Origin of the sequence: Streptomyces sp. HUAS TT11 (genome assembly GCF_051553595.1) — a bacterium.
GTDB lineage: Bacteria > Actinomycetota > Actinomycetes > Streptomycetales > Streptomycetaceae > Streptomyces.
In genome coordinates, this window is sequence record NZ_CP196184.1 from 1,226,510 (window position 1) to 1,241,008 (window position 14,499).

Sequence of the window (14,499 nt, forward strand, 5' to 3'; positions counted from 1 at the left end):
GGCGTTCAGCCGTTCTCGCGCCGCCGGATGGTCACATACTCGCGGGCGTCTCCACCGTGCAGCCTCCGCAGCAGGGAACCGGCGATACGGACTGCCTGTGTCTTCGCCAACTCGGCCTTCTCCCCGAGGAACAGCGAGTCCACGGTTGCCCGCCAGATACCGAGCCACCTCGCGAAGTGTTCCTGCTCGAGGGCGATGGAACGGTTCAGGGCCATGTGCGGCTGCAGTGCGTTCCCGTGGTACGTGCCCGCCCTGAAGAGCACCGATTCCCAGAAGTCACACATCACGGGCATGTGCGCTTCCAGATCCATCTGCGCCACGTCGGTGAAGACGGGGCCGATCAGCGGGTCCGCGAAGGCCGCCCGGTAGAAGCCGCGCACGAGATCCTCCACGTCCGTTCTGCCGGACAGATCCGGGAGCGACGGCCGGTCCGGCCCGGCGGCCGCAGGGCTCGCGGGCCCGCTCGGTGTCACCGGGCTCCGGTCAGCGGAAACGGCCTTCACACGACTCTCCCTTCCCAAGTGCACCAGGGGCCGACACACCCCTCGTCGCTGCGGTGCGGCGCCACGGATTCTAGCAAAACTTTCATTCCAGATGCATATTTTCCTTCCGTGACGCCGCTCCCTCCGGCCCCACCCGGGGTCCGGGCGGGCGACCCGCGTCTCGGGCGGTCGGGCCGTCGGGCGGTCGGGCGGTCGGGCGGAACGGGACATCACATTCGTGGCCGCCGTTTCGTCTACTGGGCAGGGTCATGGAAGCGACAGGGAGTACATGACTCCGCGATCCGGTGTCGCGGCGTGCGCACGCCCGCTGGATACGCGCGGCGCGCCCGCACGGGACGCCCGACGACCTCCCCTCATCGATGCAGGAGTTTGACGTGCGTGTATTCGTCGCCGGCGGGACCGGGGTCATCGGCCGGCAGCTGATTCCCCTCCTGGTCAAGGACGGCCATGACGTCGTCGTGGCGACCCGCAGTGAGGGCAATGTGCCGGCACTGCGTGCAGCGGGCGTCGAGGGTGTCGTGATGGACGCCCTCGACGCCGCATCCGTGACGGCGGCCGTCCTCGGCGCCGCCCCGGACATCGTGGTGCATCAGCTGACCTCCCTGGCCACGCACGATTCGGTGGCCAACGCGCGGATCCGCCGGGAGGGAACGCGTCATCTCGTCGACGCCGCCGAGAAGGCCGCGGTCCGCAGGATGGTCGCCCAGTCCATCTCATGGGCCTACCGGCCCGGAACCGGACCTGCGGACGAGGAGACCCCCCTGGACACGGAAGCGGACGGTCCCCGCGCCGTACCGGTCGGCGGTGTGCGGGCGCTGGAGTCGGCCGTGGCCGAGATGGAGGAGCATGTGGTGCTGCGGTACGGCACCCTCTACGGGCCCGGTACCTGGTACGCGCCGGACGGCCTCATCACCGCAGCACTGGCCCGGGGCGCCGTACCGGCCGACGACGCCGTGTCGTCGTTCCTCCACGTGGCGGACGCCGCGATGGCGGCCTTGTCCGCGCTCACCTGGCCCAGCGGAACGTTCAACATCGTCGATGACGAACCCGCACCGGCCCACGAGTGGGTACCCGTCCTCGCCGACGTCCTGGGAGCCCCCGTACCCCCGCGCACGGAGGGAGGCGGTGCCCCCTGGGAGAGGGGCGCCGACAACGCCCGGGCCACGTCGCTGGGCTGGCGCCCGATCCACCCGAGCTGGCGGTCCGGATTCCGGACGGCTCTCGTATGAACGCCGGTCACGTCGCCCCGGTGTGACGGCGGTTCGCGCTTCGGTGGCGGCGCTCATCTGCCCCGTCCCCGTCCACTGAGGCGAAAGCCCGGAGCACAACAGCAGAACCCGAACGAGGAAGCGAAATTCTCATGATCACTGAACTCCTGACACAGGTGCCCCCCTTTGTTCCCGACCGTCCGCACGCCATGACGGTCGTCGTCGAGGTTCCGCCCGGCGACGCCGGAACACCACCGCACCGTCACTCCGGACCCGCCTTCGGCTACGTGCTCGAGGGCGAGCTCGTCTTCGAACTCGAGGGCGAGCCCGAACGGGTCATCAACGCGGGTGAGGCCTTCTGGGAACCGGGCGGCGACGTCATTCACCACCAGGCCGCCAACAACAGGGACGATGTGCCGGTACGGTTCCTGGCCGTGATGCTGTGCGCGGAAGGCGAACCCATGCTCACCCTGGTCGAGCCCGAGGAACTCGAGGCGCGACGCCATCGGCGTGCGAAGCGGCCGGCCGACGCCCGGTTCTGAGCGTCGGGTCAGCGATCGTCGCCCTCCGCGGGCTCGTAGTCGAACCAGTCGAAGGCGACCGTGCCCTCGGTGGCGTACATACCGATCACCCGGCCGGTGAAGCCGGTGGCGACCTGGGTGGAGAGATAGCGGCCGTCGAGTCCGGCCAGGCGCACCGGGGCGCTGCCGCCGAGCGAGAAGGTGATGGTGTCCGGTCCGCCCGCCCGGACGCCCGCACCCTCCTGGCCCTCGGCGATCACGGTGGGCGGCAGCACATCGGCCGTACGGATGTCCACGGTCAACGTCACCTCGCCGGACGCCACCCGGTGCCGCGCCAGGCACTGCCGTACCGGCCCGATACGGGCCAGCACGCTCACCGTTCCGGAGCCGATCTCGATGTCGTAGTGGTGGGCCTCGTCCATGCGAACGGACAGTCCGCCCCGGCCCGGACCGGGGTCCACACGGACGGCCACCCGGCAGTCGTGGTGCTGCTGCCGCCGGCCGACAAAGGTGTGCCCGGGACGGTCGAGGGTGTCCCCGGTGGCGGTGAGGGTCAGCCATCCCGGCCGCTCCTTCAGCGACCAGGAGCCGTCCGGTCTGCGACGCGGCGAGATCCAGTGCGGCGCCAGGTCCGCGGTGTCGAAGTCGTCCCGTACCGGCGGTGGTTCGACGGGCCGCCAGGCCGCGGGGGCGGGGTGCCGCTCCCGCACCGGTCCGACCCGGGGCCAGCCGTCCACCCACTCCACGGGGGTCAGAAAGGTCTCGCGGCCCAGGACGTGGAACTCCGGGAAGTACCCCCGGGGACGGGTCGCCAGCAGCAGCATCCACCAGGTGCCGTCCGGCGCGGACACGAGGTCGGCGTGACCGGTGCTCTGGATCGGCAGATCGGTGCTGCGGTGCGAGAGGATGGGATTGGCCGGGGCGGGTTCGTAGGGGCCACGCGGAGAGCGGGCCCGGGCGATCGACACGCTGTGCCCGTGGGCGGTGCCGCCCTCGGCCACCATCAGGTACCACCACTCACCGACGCGGTACAGATGCGGCGCCTCGGGATGCTGCATTCCCGTACCGGACCAGACGGGAATCGGCCCCTCCAGTACCGCGCCGGTCTCCGGGTCGATCCGGGCCACCCGGACGCCGGAGACCGCGCACCAGCACGAACCGTCGTCGTCCCAGGCGAGGTCGGGGTCGATGCCCTCCAGCGCGATCGGGACCGGGTCCGACCACGGGCCGTGCGGACGGTCGCTGCTGACCAGGAAGTTGCCTCTGCCGCCGACGTCCGTGGTGATCACATGGAAACGGCCGTCGTGGTACCGGATCGTGGGCGCGTAGATGCCGCCGGAGGCGGGCGTCCCGTCCGTCGCGTACCACTGCCCCGGCCGGTCCAGGACGTTGCCGATCTGCCGCCAGTGGACGAGGTCGCGGCTGTGGAACAGGGGAACGCCGGGAAAGTACTCGAAGCTGGAGCACACGGCGTAGTAGTCCTCGCCGACCCGGCACACGCTGGGGTCGGGATGGAACCCGCCGATCACGGGGTTGGCGTACGTCCGCATCGTGTTCGGCACTTCCCTCCGGCGCAGGATTCCGAAAGTTTCGCGCTGATGAGCGAACCTTCCGAAACCGCACTGTAGGTCGCGGCCGCGGACCTGGGCAAGGCAGGGCGTTCATCGGTCCGTCGGGGCCGATTCGGATTCCCGGGGTCGGTCGGCAGTCTGCCGCTCCGCGGGCGCAGGGCCCGCCGCCGGAGTGGGACCCCCGGGCGGGATCCGCGCAGCCGGCGGCCGCCCCTCCGGCGGACCGGCCGCAGCCGGCCGGTGACTACTCGCCCGCGTACGCCTTCTTGAGCGCGGCGATGTCGAGCTTGCCCATGGAGAGCATCGCCCGGGTGGTGCGGGCGGCCTTCTCGGGGTCCGGGTCGGCGGTCATCTCGATGAGACCGTCCGGAATGACCTGCCACGACACGCCGTACTTGTCCTTCAGCCAGCCGCACGGGCCCGGCCGGCCCCCGCCCTCGGTGAGCTTGGCCCAGTAGTAGTCGACCTCCTCCTGGTTCTCGCAGTAGATCTGGAAGGAGATCGCCTCGTTGAACGTGAACTGGGGTCCGCCGTTGAGCGCGACGAACCTGTGGCCGTTGGCCACGAATTCGGCGGCGATCACCGAGCCTGCCGGACCCGGTCCGGCCTCGGTGTAGCGGCCGATCCGTCCGATGCTCGAGTTCTTGAAGATCGAGACGTAGTAGTGCGCCGCCTCTTCGGCCTGGCCGTCGAACCAGAGGCAGGTGGTGAATCCATCGGTGGCCATGAGTTCCTCCTGGAGCAGGATGCGGTCATCCGTATCGACCTGTCCCGGCACCGGAACTCATCGGCCGGACGCGAATCAATCCGGATGGCACGCGAACCGCGCCGAACTAGCATCCCCACCATGACGTCTTCGCCCGAGAGCATCAGGCCCTTCCGTCTCGCGATCCCGCAGAGCGACCTCGACGATCTGCACGACCGCCTCGACCGCACCCGCTGGCCCGGGGAACTGCCCGGGGTGGGCTGGGCGTACGGAGTCCCCCTCGGCTATCTGCGAGAGCTCGTACGGTACTGGCGTCACGACTACGACTGGCGGGCCGCGGAGGCGCGGCTGAACGAGTGGCCGCAGTTCACGACGGAGATCGACGGGGCGAGTGTCCACTTCGCCCACATCCGCTCGCCCGAACGTGACGCCACCCCGCTGATCGTCACCCATGGCTGGCCGGGCTCGATCGCCGAGTTCCTCGACATCGTCGGACCGCTCACCGACCCGGCTGCGCACGGCGGGGACCCGGCGGACGCGTTCCACGTCGTCATGCCCGGCATTCCGGGGTTCGGACTGTCCGGGCCCACCCGGGACACCGGCTGGGAGGCGGGCCGGGTCGCCCACGCGTGGGTGGAACTGATGGAGCGTCTCGGCTACCCGCGCTTCGGCACGCAGGGCGGGGACTGGGGCGCGGCGATCTCCCGCGAGCTGGGCCGAGCCCACCCCGACCGGGTGATCGGCGTCCATCTGAACCTGCTGCCGGGCGCACAGCAGCTCACCGAGCCGTCCCCCGAGGAACTGTCCGCTCTGGACGCCGAGGAACGCAAGCGCACACTCGCCTCGTGGCGGCGCTGGTCGCAGTGGGAGCGGGAGGGGACGGGATACGCGGTCCTGCAGTCCACCCGGCCGCAGACCCTCGCCTACGCTCTCACCGACTCCCCCGTCGGCCAACTCGCCTGGATCGTGGAGAAGTTCAGGGAGTGGACGGACTCCGACGAGCTGCCCGAAGAGGCCGTCGACCGCGATCGGCTGCTCACCGACGTGATGCTCTACTGGCTGACCGGTACCGCCGGTTCCTCGGCGCGGATCTACTACGAGCGGGCACATGCCTCGGGCCGGGCCGCCGCGCCGGCCGAGCCGTCGAGCGCGCCGACCGCCGTGGCCGTCTTCCCCGCCGAGCTGCAGATCCCGCTTCGGCACCGGGCGGAGCGCACCGAGAACATCGTACGCTGGACGGAGTTCGACCGGGGCGGGCATTTCGCCGCGATGGAGGAGCCCGATCTGCTGGTCGACGACGTCCGGGCCTTCTTCCGGCAGTTGCGCGAGAAGGGCTGAGCCGGCCCTCTGCCCAGGGCGAATCTGCGGCAGGCAGAGAAACCTCCTGCGGGCGCCGTCCGCGGTCGACAGTGGAGTCGACGGCTTCCGCGCCACGACAAGGAGACACGATGACTCCACCGACCACCCTCTCGCCCCGTGCGCAGGAGGGCGACACCCCACCCAGCCGCTTCGACGACCATCTCGCCGCACAACTGCTCGCCCAGCGGATCGTCTTCCTGGGCACCCAGGTCGACGAGGTCTCGGCCAACCGGGTGTGCGCCCAGCTTCTGCTGCTCTCGGCCGAGGACCCGCGCACCGACATCAGTCTCTGCATCAACAGCCCCGGCGGGTCCGTCACGGCGGGGCTCGCCATCTACGACACCATGCGGCTCATCCCCAACGACGTGTCGACCCTGGTGATGGGGTTCGCCGCCAGCATGGGGCAGTTCCTGCTCACGGTCGGCGCCACGGGCAAGCGGTTCGCGCTGCCGAACGCGCGGATCATGATGCACCAGCCGTCGGCCGGCATCGGAGGCACCACTGCCGACATCGAGATCCAGGCGGAGAACCTGGAGTACACCAAGAAGGCCATCGAGCGGATCACCGCCGAGCACACCGGGCAGAGCGAGGAGACCATCGCGCGGGACGGCGACCGGGACCGCTGGTTCACCGCGGAGCAGGCCAGGGACTACGGAATGGTGGACAGGGTGGTGGAGTCGCTCGCCGATGTCCGCCCGGCCGCCGCACGTCGACGGATGGGGTTGTGACATGGGGTCGTACACGGTTCCCTACGTCGTCGAGCGGACCGCACAGGGCGAGCGTTCCTACGACGTCTTCAGCCGGTTGCTCAACGAGCGGATCATCTTCCTCGGCACCGAGATCGACGACGGGGTCGCCAACGTCGTCATCGCGCAACTCCTGCATCTGGAGTCGTCGAACCCGGAGCAGGAGATCTCGATCTACATCAACTCGCCGGGCGGATCGTTCACTTCGCTGATGGCGATCTACGACACGATGACGTTCGTGCAGGCCCCGATCTCCACGTTCTGCGTGGGGCAGGCCGCCTCCACGGCCGCGGTCCTGCTGGCGGGCGGGGACCCCGGGCGGCGGTTCGTGCTCCAGCACGCCCGGGTGCTGCTGGGGCAGCCGGCCAGCGGCGGGCGGCAGGGCACGGTCTCGGACCTCAGCCTCCAGGCCAAGGAGATGGTCCGTGTCCGCGCCCAGGTGGAGGAGGTTCTCTCCCGCCACACCCCGCACGATGCGACGACCCTGCGGGCCGACATGGACCGGGACAAGGTGTTCACCGCGCAGGAGGCCGTCGCCTACGGACTCGCCGACGAGGTGCTCAGCCGCCGGCTCGCGTTCGTCTGACGGGGACCGGAGCCCCGTATCTCCCTGAGCCGGTCAGGCGGCGAGGCACAGCCCGTCGTGCTGCGCCGTCGGCGCCGTACGGCCCCGGCCGGACCGCGACCGGGTGTGCTGCGCCAACTCGCCCTGGGCGAGCGAGAGCAGATCCGCGAGGCCGAGGCCGAGGGCCTGGGCGGCGGCCGCGAGGACCTCGGAGGAGGCCTCCTTGCGGCCCCGCTCGAGCTCGGACAGGTACGGCATGGAGATCCTGGCCGACTCCGCGACGTCCTTGAGCGTGCGTTCCTGCGCAAGGCGCTCGCGCCGCAGCACGTCACCGACGAGGTCGCGCCACAACGGCTCCCGCGGAGCCGGGGGGCGCGGCGCCCGCTCCTGCGGCTGCGCAGGCCGGGCCGGGCCGCCGGTGCGGGGCGGAGCGGTCTGCGGACGCAGGGGAATGACACGGGCTTCGTTCGGCGCTCGTTTGCTCACCCCTTCAGCCTAGGCATCGGGGGCCGTACCGGAAGGGAGCGGCATTCCGCCCTGGGTGAATCCCGCTCCGCGGTGGCCGCCACCGCCGGGGCCGAGCCGCGGCGCGGGGCGCCCCTACTGGCCGACGCGCCCGTCGATCCGCTCCCGCAGAAAGTCGGCGTGGCCGTTGTGCCGGGCGTATTCCTCGATCATGTGGACGAGGACCGCTCGCAGAGCGATCGGCTCATCGCCGACCGTTCCGGTGACGTCGAGGCCCGGTGCCTCGGAGACGAAGCGTTCCGCGAAGGCGACTTCGGCGCGCCAGGTCCGCCACGCCTCGGCGACGGCCTCCGGATCCGCCACCGCGCCGTTGAAGTCCGCGTCCCGGTCGTCCTCGGTGCGATAGGGCCGCGGCGTGTCCTGACCGGCCAGCACCTGCCGGAACCAGCGGTGCTCCACGCCGGACATATGACGGACGAGGCCGAGCAGTGAGAGGTCGGAGGGCGGCACCGAACGGCGGGCCATCGCCTCGGCGTCCAGCCCCGCGCACTTCATCTCCAGCGTCAGCCGCTGGTCGCGCAGATAACCCACGAGCGTGTCCCGCTCCCCCACGAAGCCACTCCCGCCACGCGGATCGTCGTCGGGCCGGACGAACATGTCCCACCACCCGAACTTCCGTTCCGCCGAAGGGGACGAGCCTTGTTCCGTTCCGGTGAGATCCGTCATGGCACGAGCATCGGCCGCGGTCCGCCCGCGCGCCACCCGTTTTCGGGACCGCCCTCCCCGTGCCGCGGTGGCCCGTGTCATGCCGGGGTGACCGGTGCCACGAGGTTGTCGCGCATGTGCCCACATGGTTCGCCGAGTCCGGGGTACACGCGCACCCACGACGCCTGGACAACGCCGAGAGGCCCAACAGTGAGTTTCGTGGGAGAGGTAATGGACACCGCCATGAGCTGGTCGACGGTCACCGACAGGACGGTCCGGACCAGGGTTGGTGAGGAGAGCCTGCCGACCGTCACGGACCCGAGGAAGATCGCTCCTCGTGATGCACGGGAGCTGTCCCGTCAGTTCTTCCAGCGGCTGAGCACGTTGGAGGAGGGCACACACGAGCACCAGTACGCGCGCAACACCCTGATCGAGATGAACATGTCGCTGGTGCGGTTCGCGGCCGGTCGGTTCCGCAACCGCGGCGACGACATGGAGGACATCGTCCAGGTCGGCATGATCGGCCTCATCAAGGCCATCGACCGGTTCGAGATCTCCCGCGAGGTGGAGTTCACCTCCTTCGCGGTGCCGTACATCGTCGGCGAGATCAAGCGGTTCTTCCGCGACACCACCTGGGCCGTCCATGTGCCGCGCCGGTTGCAGGAGTTGCGGGTGGAGCTGGCGAAGGCGCGCGAGGAGCTCGCGACCCGTCTGGACCGTGAGCCGACCGTCGCCGAACTGGCCGCGCTGATGAATCTGCCCGAGGACGAGGTGATCGAGGCGCAGATCGCGGCCAACGGCTACAACTCGTCCTCGCTGGACGCGACGCTCACCGGGGACGACCAGGACGGAGAGGCCGTGCTCGCCGACTTCATCGGCGAGGAGGACGACGGCATGGCCCTCGTCGAGGACTTCCACACCCTCGCCCCGCTGGTGGCCAAGCTCAGCGAACGCGACCGGACGATCATCCACATGCGCTTCGTGGAGGAGGCCACGCAGGCGGACATCGGCGCCCGGCTCGGCTGTTCGCAGATGCATGTCTCGCGTCTGATCAAGCGCATCATCCAGCAGCTGCGCTGCGGGATGCTGGACGACGTCAGGCGGGTCGACGCCACCTGACGGGCGGCAGGGCGCGACCGCACGGCGCGGCCCGCGGACACGAGGCGTCCGCGGGCCGCGTCGCGCGGCCTCAGCCCCCGAGCCGCACCACGGCCGTGACCCGCTTGCCGACCGGGACCCGCTCACACGTCACCCGGGTGGCAAGGGCGTGGACGATCTCCAGCCCGTGCATGCCGATGCGCCCGGGGTCCTTCGGATAGCGCCGGGGCAGCGCGGCACTGCTGTCGTAGACGGCCACGGTCACATCGGTGTCGGTGCCCTCGAGCTCGAGGATGTACGGGCCGTGGCTGTGCCGCTGCGCGTTGGTGACGAGTTCGCTCACCACCAGGAGCACATCACCGGTGGTGCGCCCGTCGATGGCGGCGCACCACTCGGACCGGAGCTGCTCGAGGAACAGTTCACCGAAGGCCCTCGCCTCGGTGACGGACCCCGGCTCGCCGGTGTAGTGCGCCGCTCTGCGCAGCGGCTCGACGGGCGTGTCGAAGTGTGTCGGTATCACCACTTCGTCCAGGTGCTCCCTCATACGGTCTCTCTCGAATGCCGGTCCTCGTGGTCACGGCGCTCCGAGGGCACCGCACCAGTGCTCGTACCCAGTGACACGTTCCCCAGTCACCGTGGTTGCCGGCCCCGCCGTCGCGGGGTCGACGGCCCCGTCCGCTGGGGGCATCTTCGCGTCGGTCCGGGGCATTCGCAGGGTACGACGCCCTGCCGTACGCCGTCAGGGCCGGGGTACCGGAGGTGGACCGTGAGCTGGTGGCTGTGGCCGGTCCTCGTGGTGGCGGTGGTGGTGCTGCTGTCCGGGCTGCTCCTGTGGGTGCAGGCGCGCCGGCGGAAGGGCACGGTGATCGCCGTCCAGCGGGGACACGACTCCGGAAGGCAGGAAGCGCGGTGAACGAGCTGACGGGCGCGCGGGAGTTGTCCGGGCGCCCCGTGGTGACCTTGGGCGGGGACGTGGTCGCCCAGGTGAGGGACACGGTCTTCGACGGCCCGGCCGGTCAGGTGACCGGATTCACGCTCAGCGGCCGGGGCCTGCTGGCGGGACCGCTGCGCAGGAGCCTGCCGTGGGCCTCCGTGCACGCACTGGGCCGGCACGCCGTGATGATCCGCGGTGTGGAGGTGCTCGCGGAGCGGTCGGCGGTGGTGGCGCGCAAGGAGGCTGCGCACGGCCGGCTGGTCGGTGCCAGGGTGCTGACGGACGCGGGCACGGAGATCGGTGTCGTGCTGGACGTCGTGGTCGAGGCGGGCACCAGCGGTCGCGTCGTGGGTTTCCGGCTCGACGCCCGTGAGCCGCCGGTCACAGGGTCGCGCAGGCGCCGCCGCCAGGTGTTCGTGCCTCGTGGCGAGACGCTCGCCGTGTCCGGGCGGGCGCTGGTGGTGCCCGCGGACGCCGTTCGGTTCGTCGCCGACGACCTCGCCGGATTCGCCGCCCGGGTCGCGGCGTTCCGGGCACGCGGCAAACCCGCGGCGGACAACGTGGAGAGGGGGCCGCTGCCATGACGACGTACTCCCGGGTCCGGGGCCTGCCGGTGGTGACCCTGGGCCAGGCACAGGAGATCGGGACGCTCGGCTCGCTCACCGTCGACGCTGCGGGCGGACGGATCACACACATCCGGGTGACGGGACGGCGCGGCCGTACGCAGGGGGCGGTCGGCTGGAACGCCCTGCACGCGATCGGCACCGACGCCGTGCTCGTGGAGTCGGACGTCCTGCCGCAGGCCGGTCCACCCGGCCCGGGCCACGAGGCGCTCGGGATCAGGGTGCTGTCCGAGGACGGCGACGACCGCGGGACGGTCCAGGACATCGTGTTCGACGCGTCCAGCGGCCTGATCGAGAAGGTCGTCACCACACTGGGCGAGGTCGCAGGCGATCGGCTCCTCGGGCTCGGGGACTACGCGCTCGTCGTGCGGGGCGACCGGCCGGCCGGTCCGGAGGGCTGAGCGGGGTCGAACGCCCGGGTGGCGGGTCCGCCGCCCGGCGGACGCGACCGGACCGCTCGGCAGGCGCGGCGTGGAGGGGCTGCTTACCGTGGCAGCGTGAGCGCCTCGACCCCGTCCCGACAGGCCGACATCCCCACCGCGAGCCCACCGGCCGTGCCGCACGGCTCGGGCCGGGCTCTCGCTACCGTGCTCGCCGGGCTGATCGCGATGGTGGTGCCGGCCGCGCTCGGCCTGTGGGCGGCGGGCCTCACCGGCGTTCCCGACTACGGCTTCCCCCGAGTGGTCGCGGCCACGGTGGTCGCTGCCGTCGGAGGCACCGTGAGGCTGGCGGGCGACGCCGGCGCCCTCGCCGACACCCGGGGGGAGCTGACGGTGATGCCGTTGTCGGTGACGCTCTGCGGAGCGTTCGTGATCGCCGCGGGGTTTCTGCGCCCGCTGCGCCACCGGGCCGTCGCCCCGGCATCCGAGCTGGCGGGATGGGCGGCCCGGATCGCCGTGCTGTGGCTGCTGGCCCTGCTCGGACTCGCACGGGTGGCCCGTCAGACGTTCACGGCCCCGCCCGGCAACGGGTCCATCGGCGACATCGAAGACCTGCTCGGCGTCGAGCCGCAGATCGGCTACCGGGCCGACCTGCCGCTGACCGTGCTCTTCGGGCTCCTGTGGCTGGCGGGGGTGCTCGTCCTCGCTCTGCTGGTCTCACGCAGCGCCCCGCTCCCGGCCCGGCTGCTGCGCCTTCAGGACCGGGTCCGCCCGGCCGCCTACGCCATGGTGGGTCTGCTCCTCACATGTGTCGCCGTGGGCCTGGTGATCGGGCTGGTCGTGGCCGCGACGCGCGGGCACCCCGCCCGGACGTTCGCCCTCGTTCTCCTGGGGTTGCCCAATGTGGTGTGGCCGGCGCTCACCCTCGGACTGGGCGCCACCTGGAACGGCCGGGTGGACGGACCGTTCGGACTTCCCGTGCCGCACCTGCTCGACCAGGTGCTGCGCACACCGGACGTCTCGACGCTCGACCTCGGCACACTCGCCGAGCACGACGTACGGGTGTGGTGGCTGGTGGCCGTCGACGCGCTGCTGATCCTCGTCGCCGCCTTCGTGATGGCGGCGCGGTCGCCGACTCGGGTCCGGCCCTGGCGGAACTCCCTGCACATGGCCGCCGCGCTGGTACTCACCGTGCTGATGATCTGTCTGGTCTGCCGGGTGTCGGCGCAGTACGGTCTGACCCTGATCGGCATCGGTGACCTGGGAGGCGAGCTGTCCGGCGAGCTGCTCCTCTCGCCGCAGCTGTGGACCGCGCTGGGTCTGGCGGCGTTGTGGGGACTGGTGACCGGATTCGCCGGCGGACTGCTCGCGGGGAGGGTGCGCCGACGACGCGAGGTGGCCTAGGGACCTGTCCGGTCGATCTCGGCCCTGCGCCGAGCGCCGCACGATCAGGTCGTACGGGTCCCGGTCCGATAGGGGGAGGCCGGGTCGGGCCGGCACGAGCGGCACCGCCAGGTGCTCGGACCGCTGCTGAGAACCGGGCCCGAGGTGGTACCCGACGCGGCTCCGGCCTCGGCGATCCCGCTTGTCCTCGGGTACGAACGAGAGCAGCCGCTCGGCTGGAGCGCGGGCAGCGCAGGCAGCCGACGGGTCGGGCATGAGCGGGTGCCGAAGCCCGCGTTGCGGTCCGTGTGAACCCGGAGCACGTCGCCTGGGCATTCGACGAGAACGACGGCCCGGCGCCGTCCGGCCGGCAGAGGCCGACCGAGAGCGGTCTCCGGCCTGCGCCCCGGATTCGTCAGGTCCGAAGCCGGATGACCACGGCTGCCGCCGTCACCGTGCCCGGACAGCACACCTGGCGCCCGAGGGCCGCGAGGCCCGGTGTCAGGCGGCGGGGGTGGACAGCGCGGGGACGAAGCGCTGCATGCGCAGCGCGTCCACGGACTCCGCGAGCAGTTCGTACTCCGTGGTGTCGTCGCTGACGGCGACGCGGACCAGCCGTCCGGCGGCCAACTCCTCGGCCGCTTCCTGCTGTCGGCCGTCGTCACCGCACCAGTCCCGCAGCACGCCCGGCACGTCGGGCACGGTGTCGGCGACGGGGGCGAGGGAGTTCGGCGGGAGGAGCGGGTTGTCGGGGTGCGGATCGAGCCGCTCCGCGATCCAGCACGCACGGTCCCGCATCCACCACAGCGCCAGGGCGAGAGTGGGCGCCCGGTAGGTGCCCAACGGCACACCGACGCGTCGGCCGCCGCAGATGCCGTATGCCGTGACATGGCACAGGAATTCGTCGTGCACGATCGTCCCCCAGTGCGGTACTCGGTGCCGGGTCGGGCCCGTGGTGCCTTGCATGCGCTCGCTGTGCACGGGGGTGACCCGAGCGCGGCGCGACGGCGCGTTCCGGTCCTGGCCGGATCACCCTGTCACTCGAGTATCGCCACTCCTGACTCTCTGTCACCACGCCATTTCGGCCAGTCTCCTGGCATATTCACGCGAGCCCCCTGGCGGAAACGATTCGGCAGAGGCTCGCAGCGTCACTTACCCCGGAGGTAATCGACGCCCGGGGGCGCGTCCGGGCATCGTTGCCGTACCGGTCCGAGGGGCACCGAGCCCCGGGATCCGGCTCCCGCCCGGCACCATGACCTCGATGGAGGCTGATCCGCCATGTCCGCAGACACCGCCCGCCACGAAACCGCCGTCGCCCGCTACTTCGAGGCGTGGAACACGAACGACCCGCAGGCGCTGGCGAAGGCCGTCGCCGCCGCCTGGGCCGGCGGCGGAAGCTACACCGATCCACTGGCCGACGTCAGCGGGCACGAGCAGATCGCCGCGGTGATCGCGGGGGCGCACCAGCAGTTCCCGGGCTTCTCCTTCCGGCTCTCGGGTGCGGTGGACGGACACCACGGCATCGCACGCTTCGCCTGGGAACTGGTGAGCGAGACGGACGGGTCGGCCCCCGTCGCCGGCTTCGACGTGATCACCCTTGCCGACGACGGACGGATCCGCGCGGTCCTCGGCTTCCTCGACCGCGTCCCGGCGGGCGCGGCCCCGAGCCCGCGGTAGACCGCGTTCCGGCAGACGAAACCCCGAGCACACCGCGACCCGCCGGGCGCGGTCC

18 protein-coding genes are annotated in these 14,499 nt (G+C 71.4%); 11 read left to right on the forward strand and 7 right to left on the reverse strand.

Features of this window, described 5'->3' with window-relative positions:
• Nucleotides 1-5: 5 nt before the first annotated feature.
• The gene (locus tag ACSHXN_RS05750; protein ID WP_355130091.1) at nt 6-503 is read right to left on the reverse strand and encodes a group III truncated hemoglobin; all 498 of its coding nucleotides are present in this window, start codon (nt 501-503) and stop codon (nt 6-8) included.
• Between the two features lie 374 nt (nt 504-877).
• Here ACSHXN_RS05750 and ACSHXN_RS05755 point away from each other — a divergent pair, with 374 nt between their 5' ends.
• Together ACSHXN_RS05755 and ACSHXN_RS05760 are read left to right on the forward strand one after the other, a co-directional pair.
• On the forward strand, nt 878-1,732 hold the full coding sequence (locus tag ACSHXN_RS05755) for an NAD-dependent epimerase/dehydratase family protein (protein WP_355130089.1): 855 nt from the start codon (nt 878-880) through the stop codon (nt 1,730-1,732).
• 131 nt (nt 1,733-1,863) lie between these two features.
• The gene (locus ACSHXN_RS05760; RefSeq protein ID WP_355796968.1) at nt 1,864-2,253 is read left to right on the forward strand and encodes a cupin domain-containing protein; all 390 of its coding nucleotides are present in this window, start codon (nt 1,864-1,866) and stop codon (nt 2,251-2,253) included.
• Between the two features lie 8 nt (nt 2,254-2,261).
• On the opposite strand, the gene ACSHXN_RS05765 is transcribed toward ACSHXN_RS05760, so the two are convergent.
• Both ACSHXN_RS05765 and ACSHXN_RS05770 read right to left on the reverse strand, forming a co-directional pair.
• A complete protein-coding gene (locus ACSHXN_RS05765) occupies nt 2,262-3,782 on the reverse strand; it encodes a glycoside hydrolase family 43 protein (protein WP_355130085.1) in 1,521 nt (506 codons plus the stop codon).
• 265 nt (nt 3,783-4,047) lie between these two features.
• Nucleotides 4,048-4,530, reverse strand: a complete 483-nt coding sequence (locus tag ACSHXN_RS05770; RefSeq protein WP_355130083.1) for a VOC family protein — start codon at nt 4,528-4,530, stop codon at nt 4,048-4,050.
• 120 nt (nt 4,531-4,650) lie between these two features.
• On the opposite strand from ACSHXN_RS05770, the gene ACSHXN_RS05775 reads away from it, so the two are divergent.
• From ACSHXN_RS05775 to ACSHXN_RS05785, 3 genes are all read left to right on the forward strand, one after another.
• Nucleotides 4,651-5,847 carry an epoxide hydrolase family protein gene (locus ACSHXN_RS05775; protein WP_355130081.1) on the forward strand — a complete coding sequence of 399 codons (1,197 nt, stop codon included), beginning with the start codon at nt 4,651-4,653 and terminating at the stop codon, nt 5,845-5,847.
• Between the two features lie 110 nt (nt 5,848-5,957).
• A complete protein-coding gene (locus tag ACSHXN_RS05780; protein ID WP_355130079.1) occupies nt 5,958-6,596 on the forward strand; it encodes an ATP-dependent Clp protease proteolytic subunit in 639 nt (212 codons plus the stop codon).
• A 1-nt stretch (nt 6,597) separates the two neighbouring features.
• A complete protein-coding gene (locus ACSHXN_RS05785; RefSeq protein ID WP_355130077.1) occupies nt 6,598-7,200 on the forward strand; it encodes a ClpP family protease in 603 nt (200 codons plus the stop codon).
• Nucleotides 7,201-7,233: 33 nt separating this feature from the next.
• On the opposite strand, the gene ACSHXN_RS05790 is transcribed toward ACSHXN_RS05785, so the two are convergent.
• Nucleotides 7,234-7,665, reverse strand: a complete 432-nt coding sequence (locus tag ACSHXN_RS05790; protein ID WP_355130075.1) for a helix-turn-helix domain-containing protein — start codon at nt 7,663-7,665, stop codon at nt 7,234-7,236.
• Nucleotides 7,666-7,779: 114 nt separating this feature from the next.
• Nucleotides 7,780-8,301 carry a DinB family protein gene (locus ACSHXN_RS05795; protein WP_356113370.1) on the reverse strand — a complete coding sequence of 174 codons (522 nt, stop codon included), beginning with the start codon at nt 8,299-8,301 and terminating at the stop codon, nt 7,780-7,782.
• Nucleotides 8,302-8,580: 279 nt separating this feature from the next.
• On the opposite strand from ACSHXN_RS05795, the gene ACSHXN_RS05800 reads away from it, so the two are divergent.
• Entirely contained in the window at nt 8,581-9,468 is an 888-nt protein-coding gene (locus ACSHXN_RS05800; RefSeq protein ID WP_355130162.1) for an RNA polymerase sigma factor SigF, read from the forward strand.
• A 70-nt stretch (nt 9,469-9,538) separates the two neighbouring features.
• Here the strand turns inward: ACSHXN_RS05800 and ACSHXN_RS05805 are convergent, their stop codons facing one another.
• Nucleotides 9,539-9,991 (reverse strand): ATP-binding protein, encoded by a 453-nt coding sequence (locus tag ACSHXN_RS05805; RefSeq protein ID WP_355130073.1) that lies wholly within the window; start codon nt 9,989-9,991, stop codon nt 9,539-9,541.
• 222 nt (nt 9,992-10,213) lie between these two features.
• Between ACSHXN_RS05805 and ACSHXN_RS05810 the strand changes: the two genes are divergently transcribed.
• From ACSHXN_RS05810 to ACSHXN_RS05825, 4 genes are all read left to right on the forward strand, one after another.
• Entirely contained in the window at nt 10,214-10,360 is a 147-nt protein-coding gene (locus tag ACSHXN_RS05810; RefSeq protein ID WP_356113311.1) for a hypothetical protein, read from the forward strand.
• Nucleotides 10,357-10,965 (forward strand): PRC-barrel domain-containing protein, encoded by a 609-nt coding sequence (locus ACSHXN_RS05815; protein ID WP_438302760.1) that lies wholly within the window; start codon nt 10,357-10,359, stop codon nt 10,963-10,965. The genes ACSHXN_RS05810 and ACSHXN_RS05815 overlap by 4 nt, the downstream gene beginning before the upstream one ends.
• Complete coding sequence (locus tag ACSHXN_RS05820; protein WP_355130067.1) at nt 10,962-11,405, forward strand: PRC-barrel domain-containing protein; 444 nt, start codon at nt 10,962-10,964, stop codon at nt 11,403-11,405. Before ACSHXN_RS05815 ends, ACSHXN_RS05820 begins: the two co-directional genes overlap by 4 nt.
• A gap of 96 nt (nt 11,406-11,501) precedes the next feature.
• Nucleotides 11,502-12,788: a streptophobe family protein gene (locus ACSHXN_RS05825; protein WP_438302761.1), complete on the forward strand. Its 1,287-nt coding sequence runs from the start codon at nt 11,502-11,504 to the stop codon at nt 12,786-12,788.
• 480 nt (nt 12,789-13,268) lie between these two features.
• Here the strand turns inward: ACSHXN_RS05825 and ACSHXN_RS05830 are convergent, their stop codons facing one another.
• Nucleotides 13,269-13,679, reverse strand: a complete 411-nt coding sequence (locus ACSHXN_RS05830) for a hypothetical protein (RefSeq protein ID WP_355130158.1) — start codon at nt 13,677-13,679, stop codon at nt 13,269-13,271.
• Between the two features lie 366 nt (nt 13,680-14,045).
• Between ACSHXN_RS05830 and ACSHXN_RS05835 the strand changes: the two genes are divergently transcribed.
• Complete coding sequence (locus tag ACSHXN_RS05835; protein WP_355130065.1) at nt 14,046-14,444, forward strand: nuclear transport factor 2 family protein; 399 nt, start codon at nt 14,046-14,048, stop codon at nt 14,442-14,444.
• Nucleotides 14,445-14,499: the final 55 nt, after the last annotated feature.

Excerpts from the sequence above, each read along its gene's own strand:
- ACSHXN_RS05780 (WP_355130079.1), top strand. The coding sequence starts at position 5,958 with ATGACTCCACCGACCACCCTCTCGCCCCGTGCGCAGGAGGGCGACACC.
- ACSHXN_RS05805 (WP_355130073.1), bottom strand. The coding sequence starts at position 9,991 with ATGAGGGAGCACCTGGACGAAGTGGTGATACCGACACACTTCGACACG.
- ACSHXN_RS05785 (WP_355130077.1), top strand. The coding sequence starts at position 6,598 with ATGGGGTCGTACACGGTTCCCTACGTCGTCGAGCGGACCGCACAGGGC.
- ACSHXN_RS05800 (WP_355130162.1), top strand. The coding sequence starts at position 8,581 with ATGGACACCGCCATGAGCTGGTCGACGGTCACCGACAGGACGGTCCGG.
- ACSHXN_RS05770 (WP_355130083.1), bottom strand. The coding sequence starts at position 4,530 with ATGGCCACCGATGGATTCACCACCTGCCTCTGGTTCGACGGCCAGGCC.
- ACSHXN_RS05765 (WP_355130085.1), bottom strand. The coding sequence starts at position 3,782 with ATGCGGACGTACGCCAACCCCGTGATCGGCGGGTTCCATCCCGACCCC.
- ACSHXN_RS05760 (WP_355796968.1), top strand. The coding sequence starts at position 1,864 with ATGATCACTGAACTCCTGACACAGGTGCCCCCCTTTGTTCCCGACCGT.
- ACSHXN_RS05835 (WP_355130065.1), top strand. The coding sequence starts at position 14,046 with ATGTCCGCAGACACCGCCCGCCACGAAACCGCCGTCGCCCGCTACTTC.
- ACSHXN_RS05795 (WP_356113370.1), bottom strand. The coding sequence starts at position 8,301 with ATGTTCGTCCGGCCCGACGACGATCCGCGTGGCGGGAGTGGCTTCGTG.
- ACSHXN_RS05820 (WP_355130067.1), top strand. The coding sequence starts at position 10,962 with ATGACGACGTACTCCCGGGTCCGGGGCCTGCCGGTGGTGACCCTGGGC.
- ACSHXN_RS05775 (WP_355130081.1), top strand. The coding sequence starts at position 4,651 with ATGACGTCTTCGCCCGAGAGCATCAGGCCCTTCCGTCTCGCGATCCCG.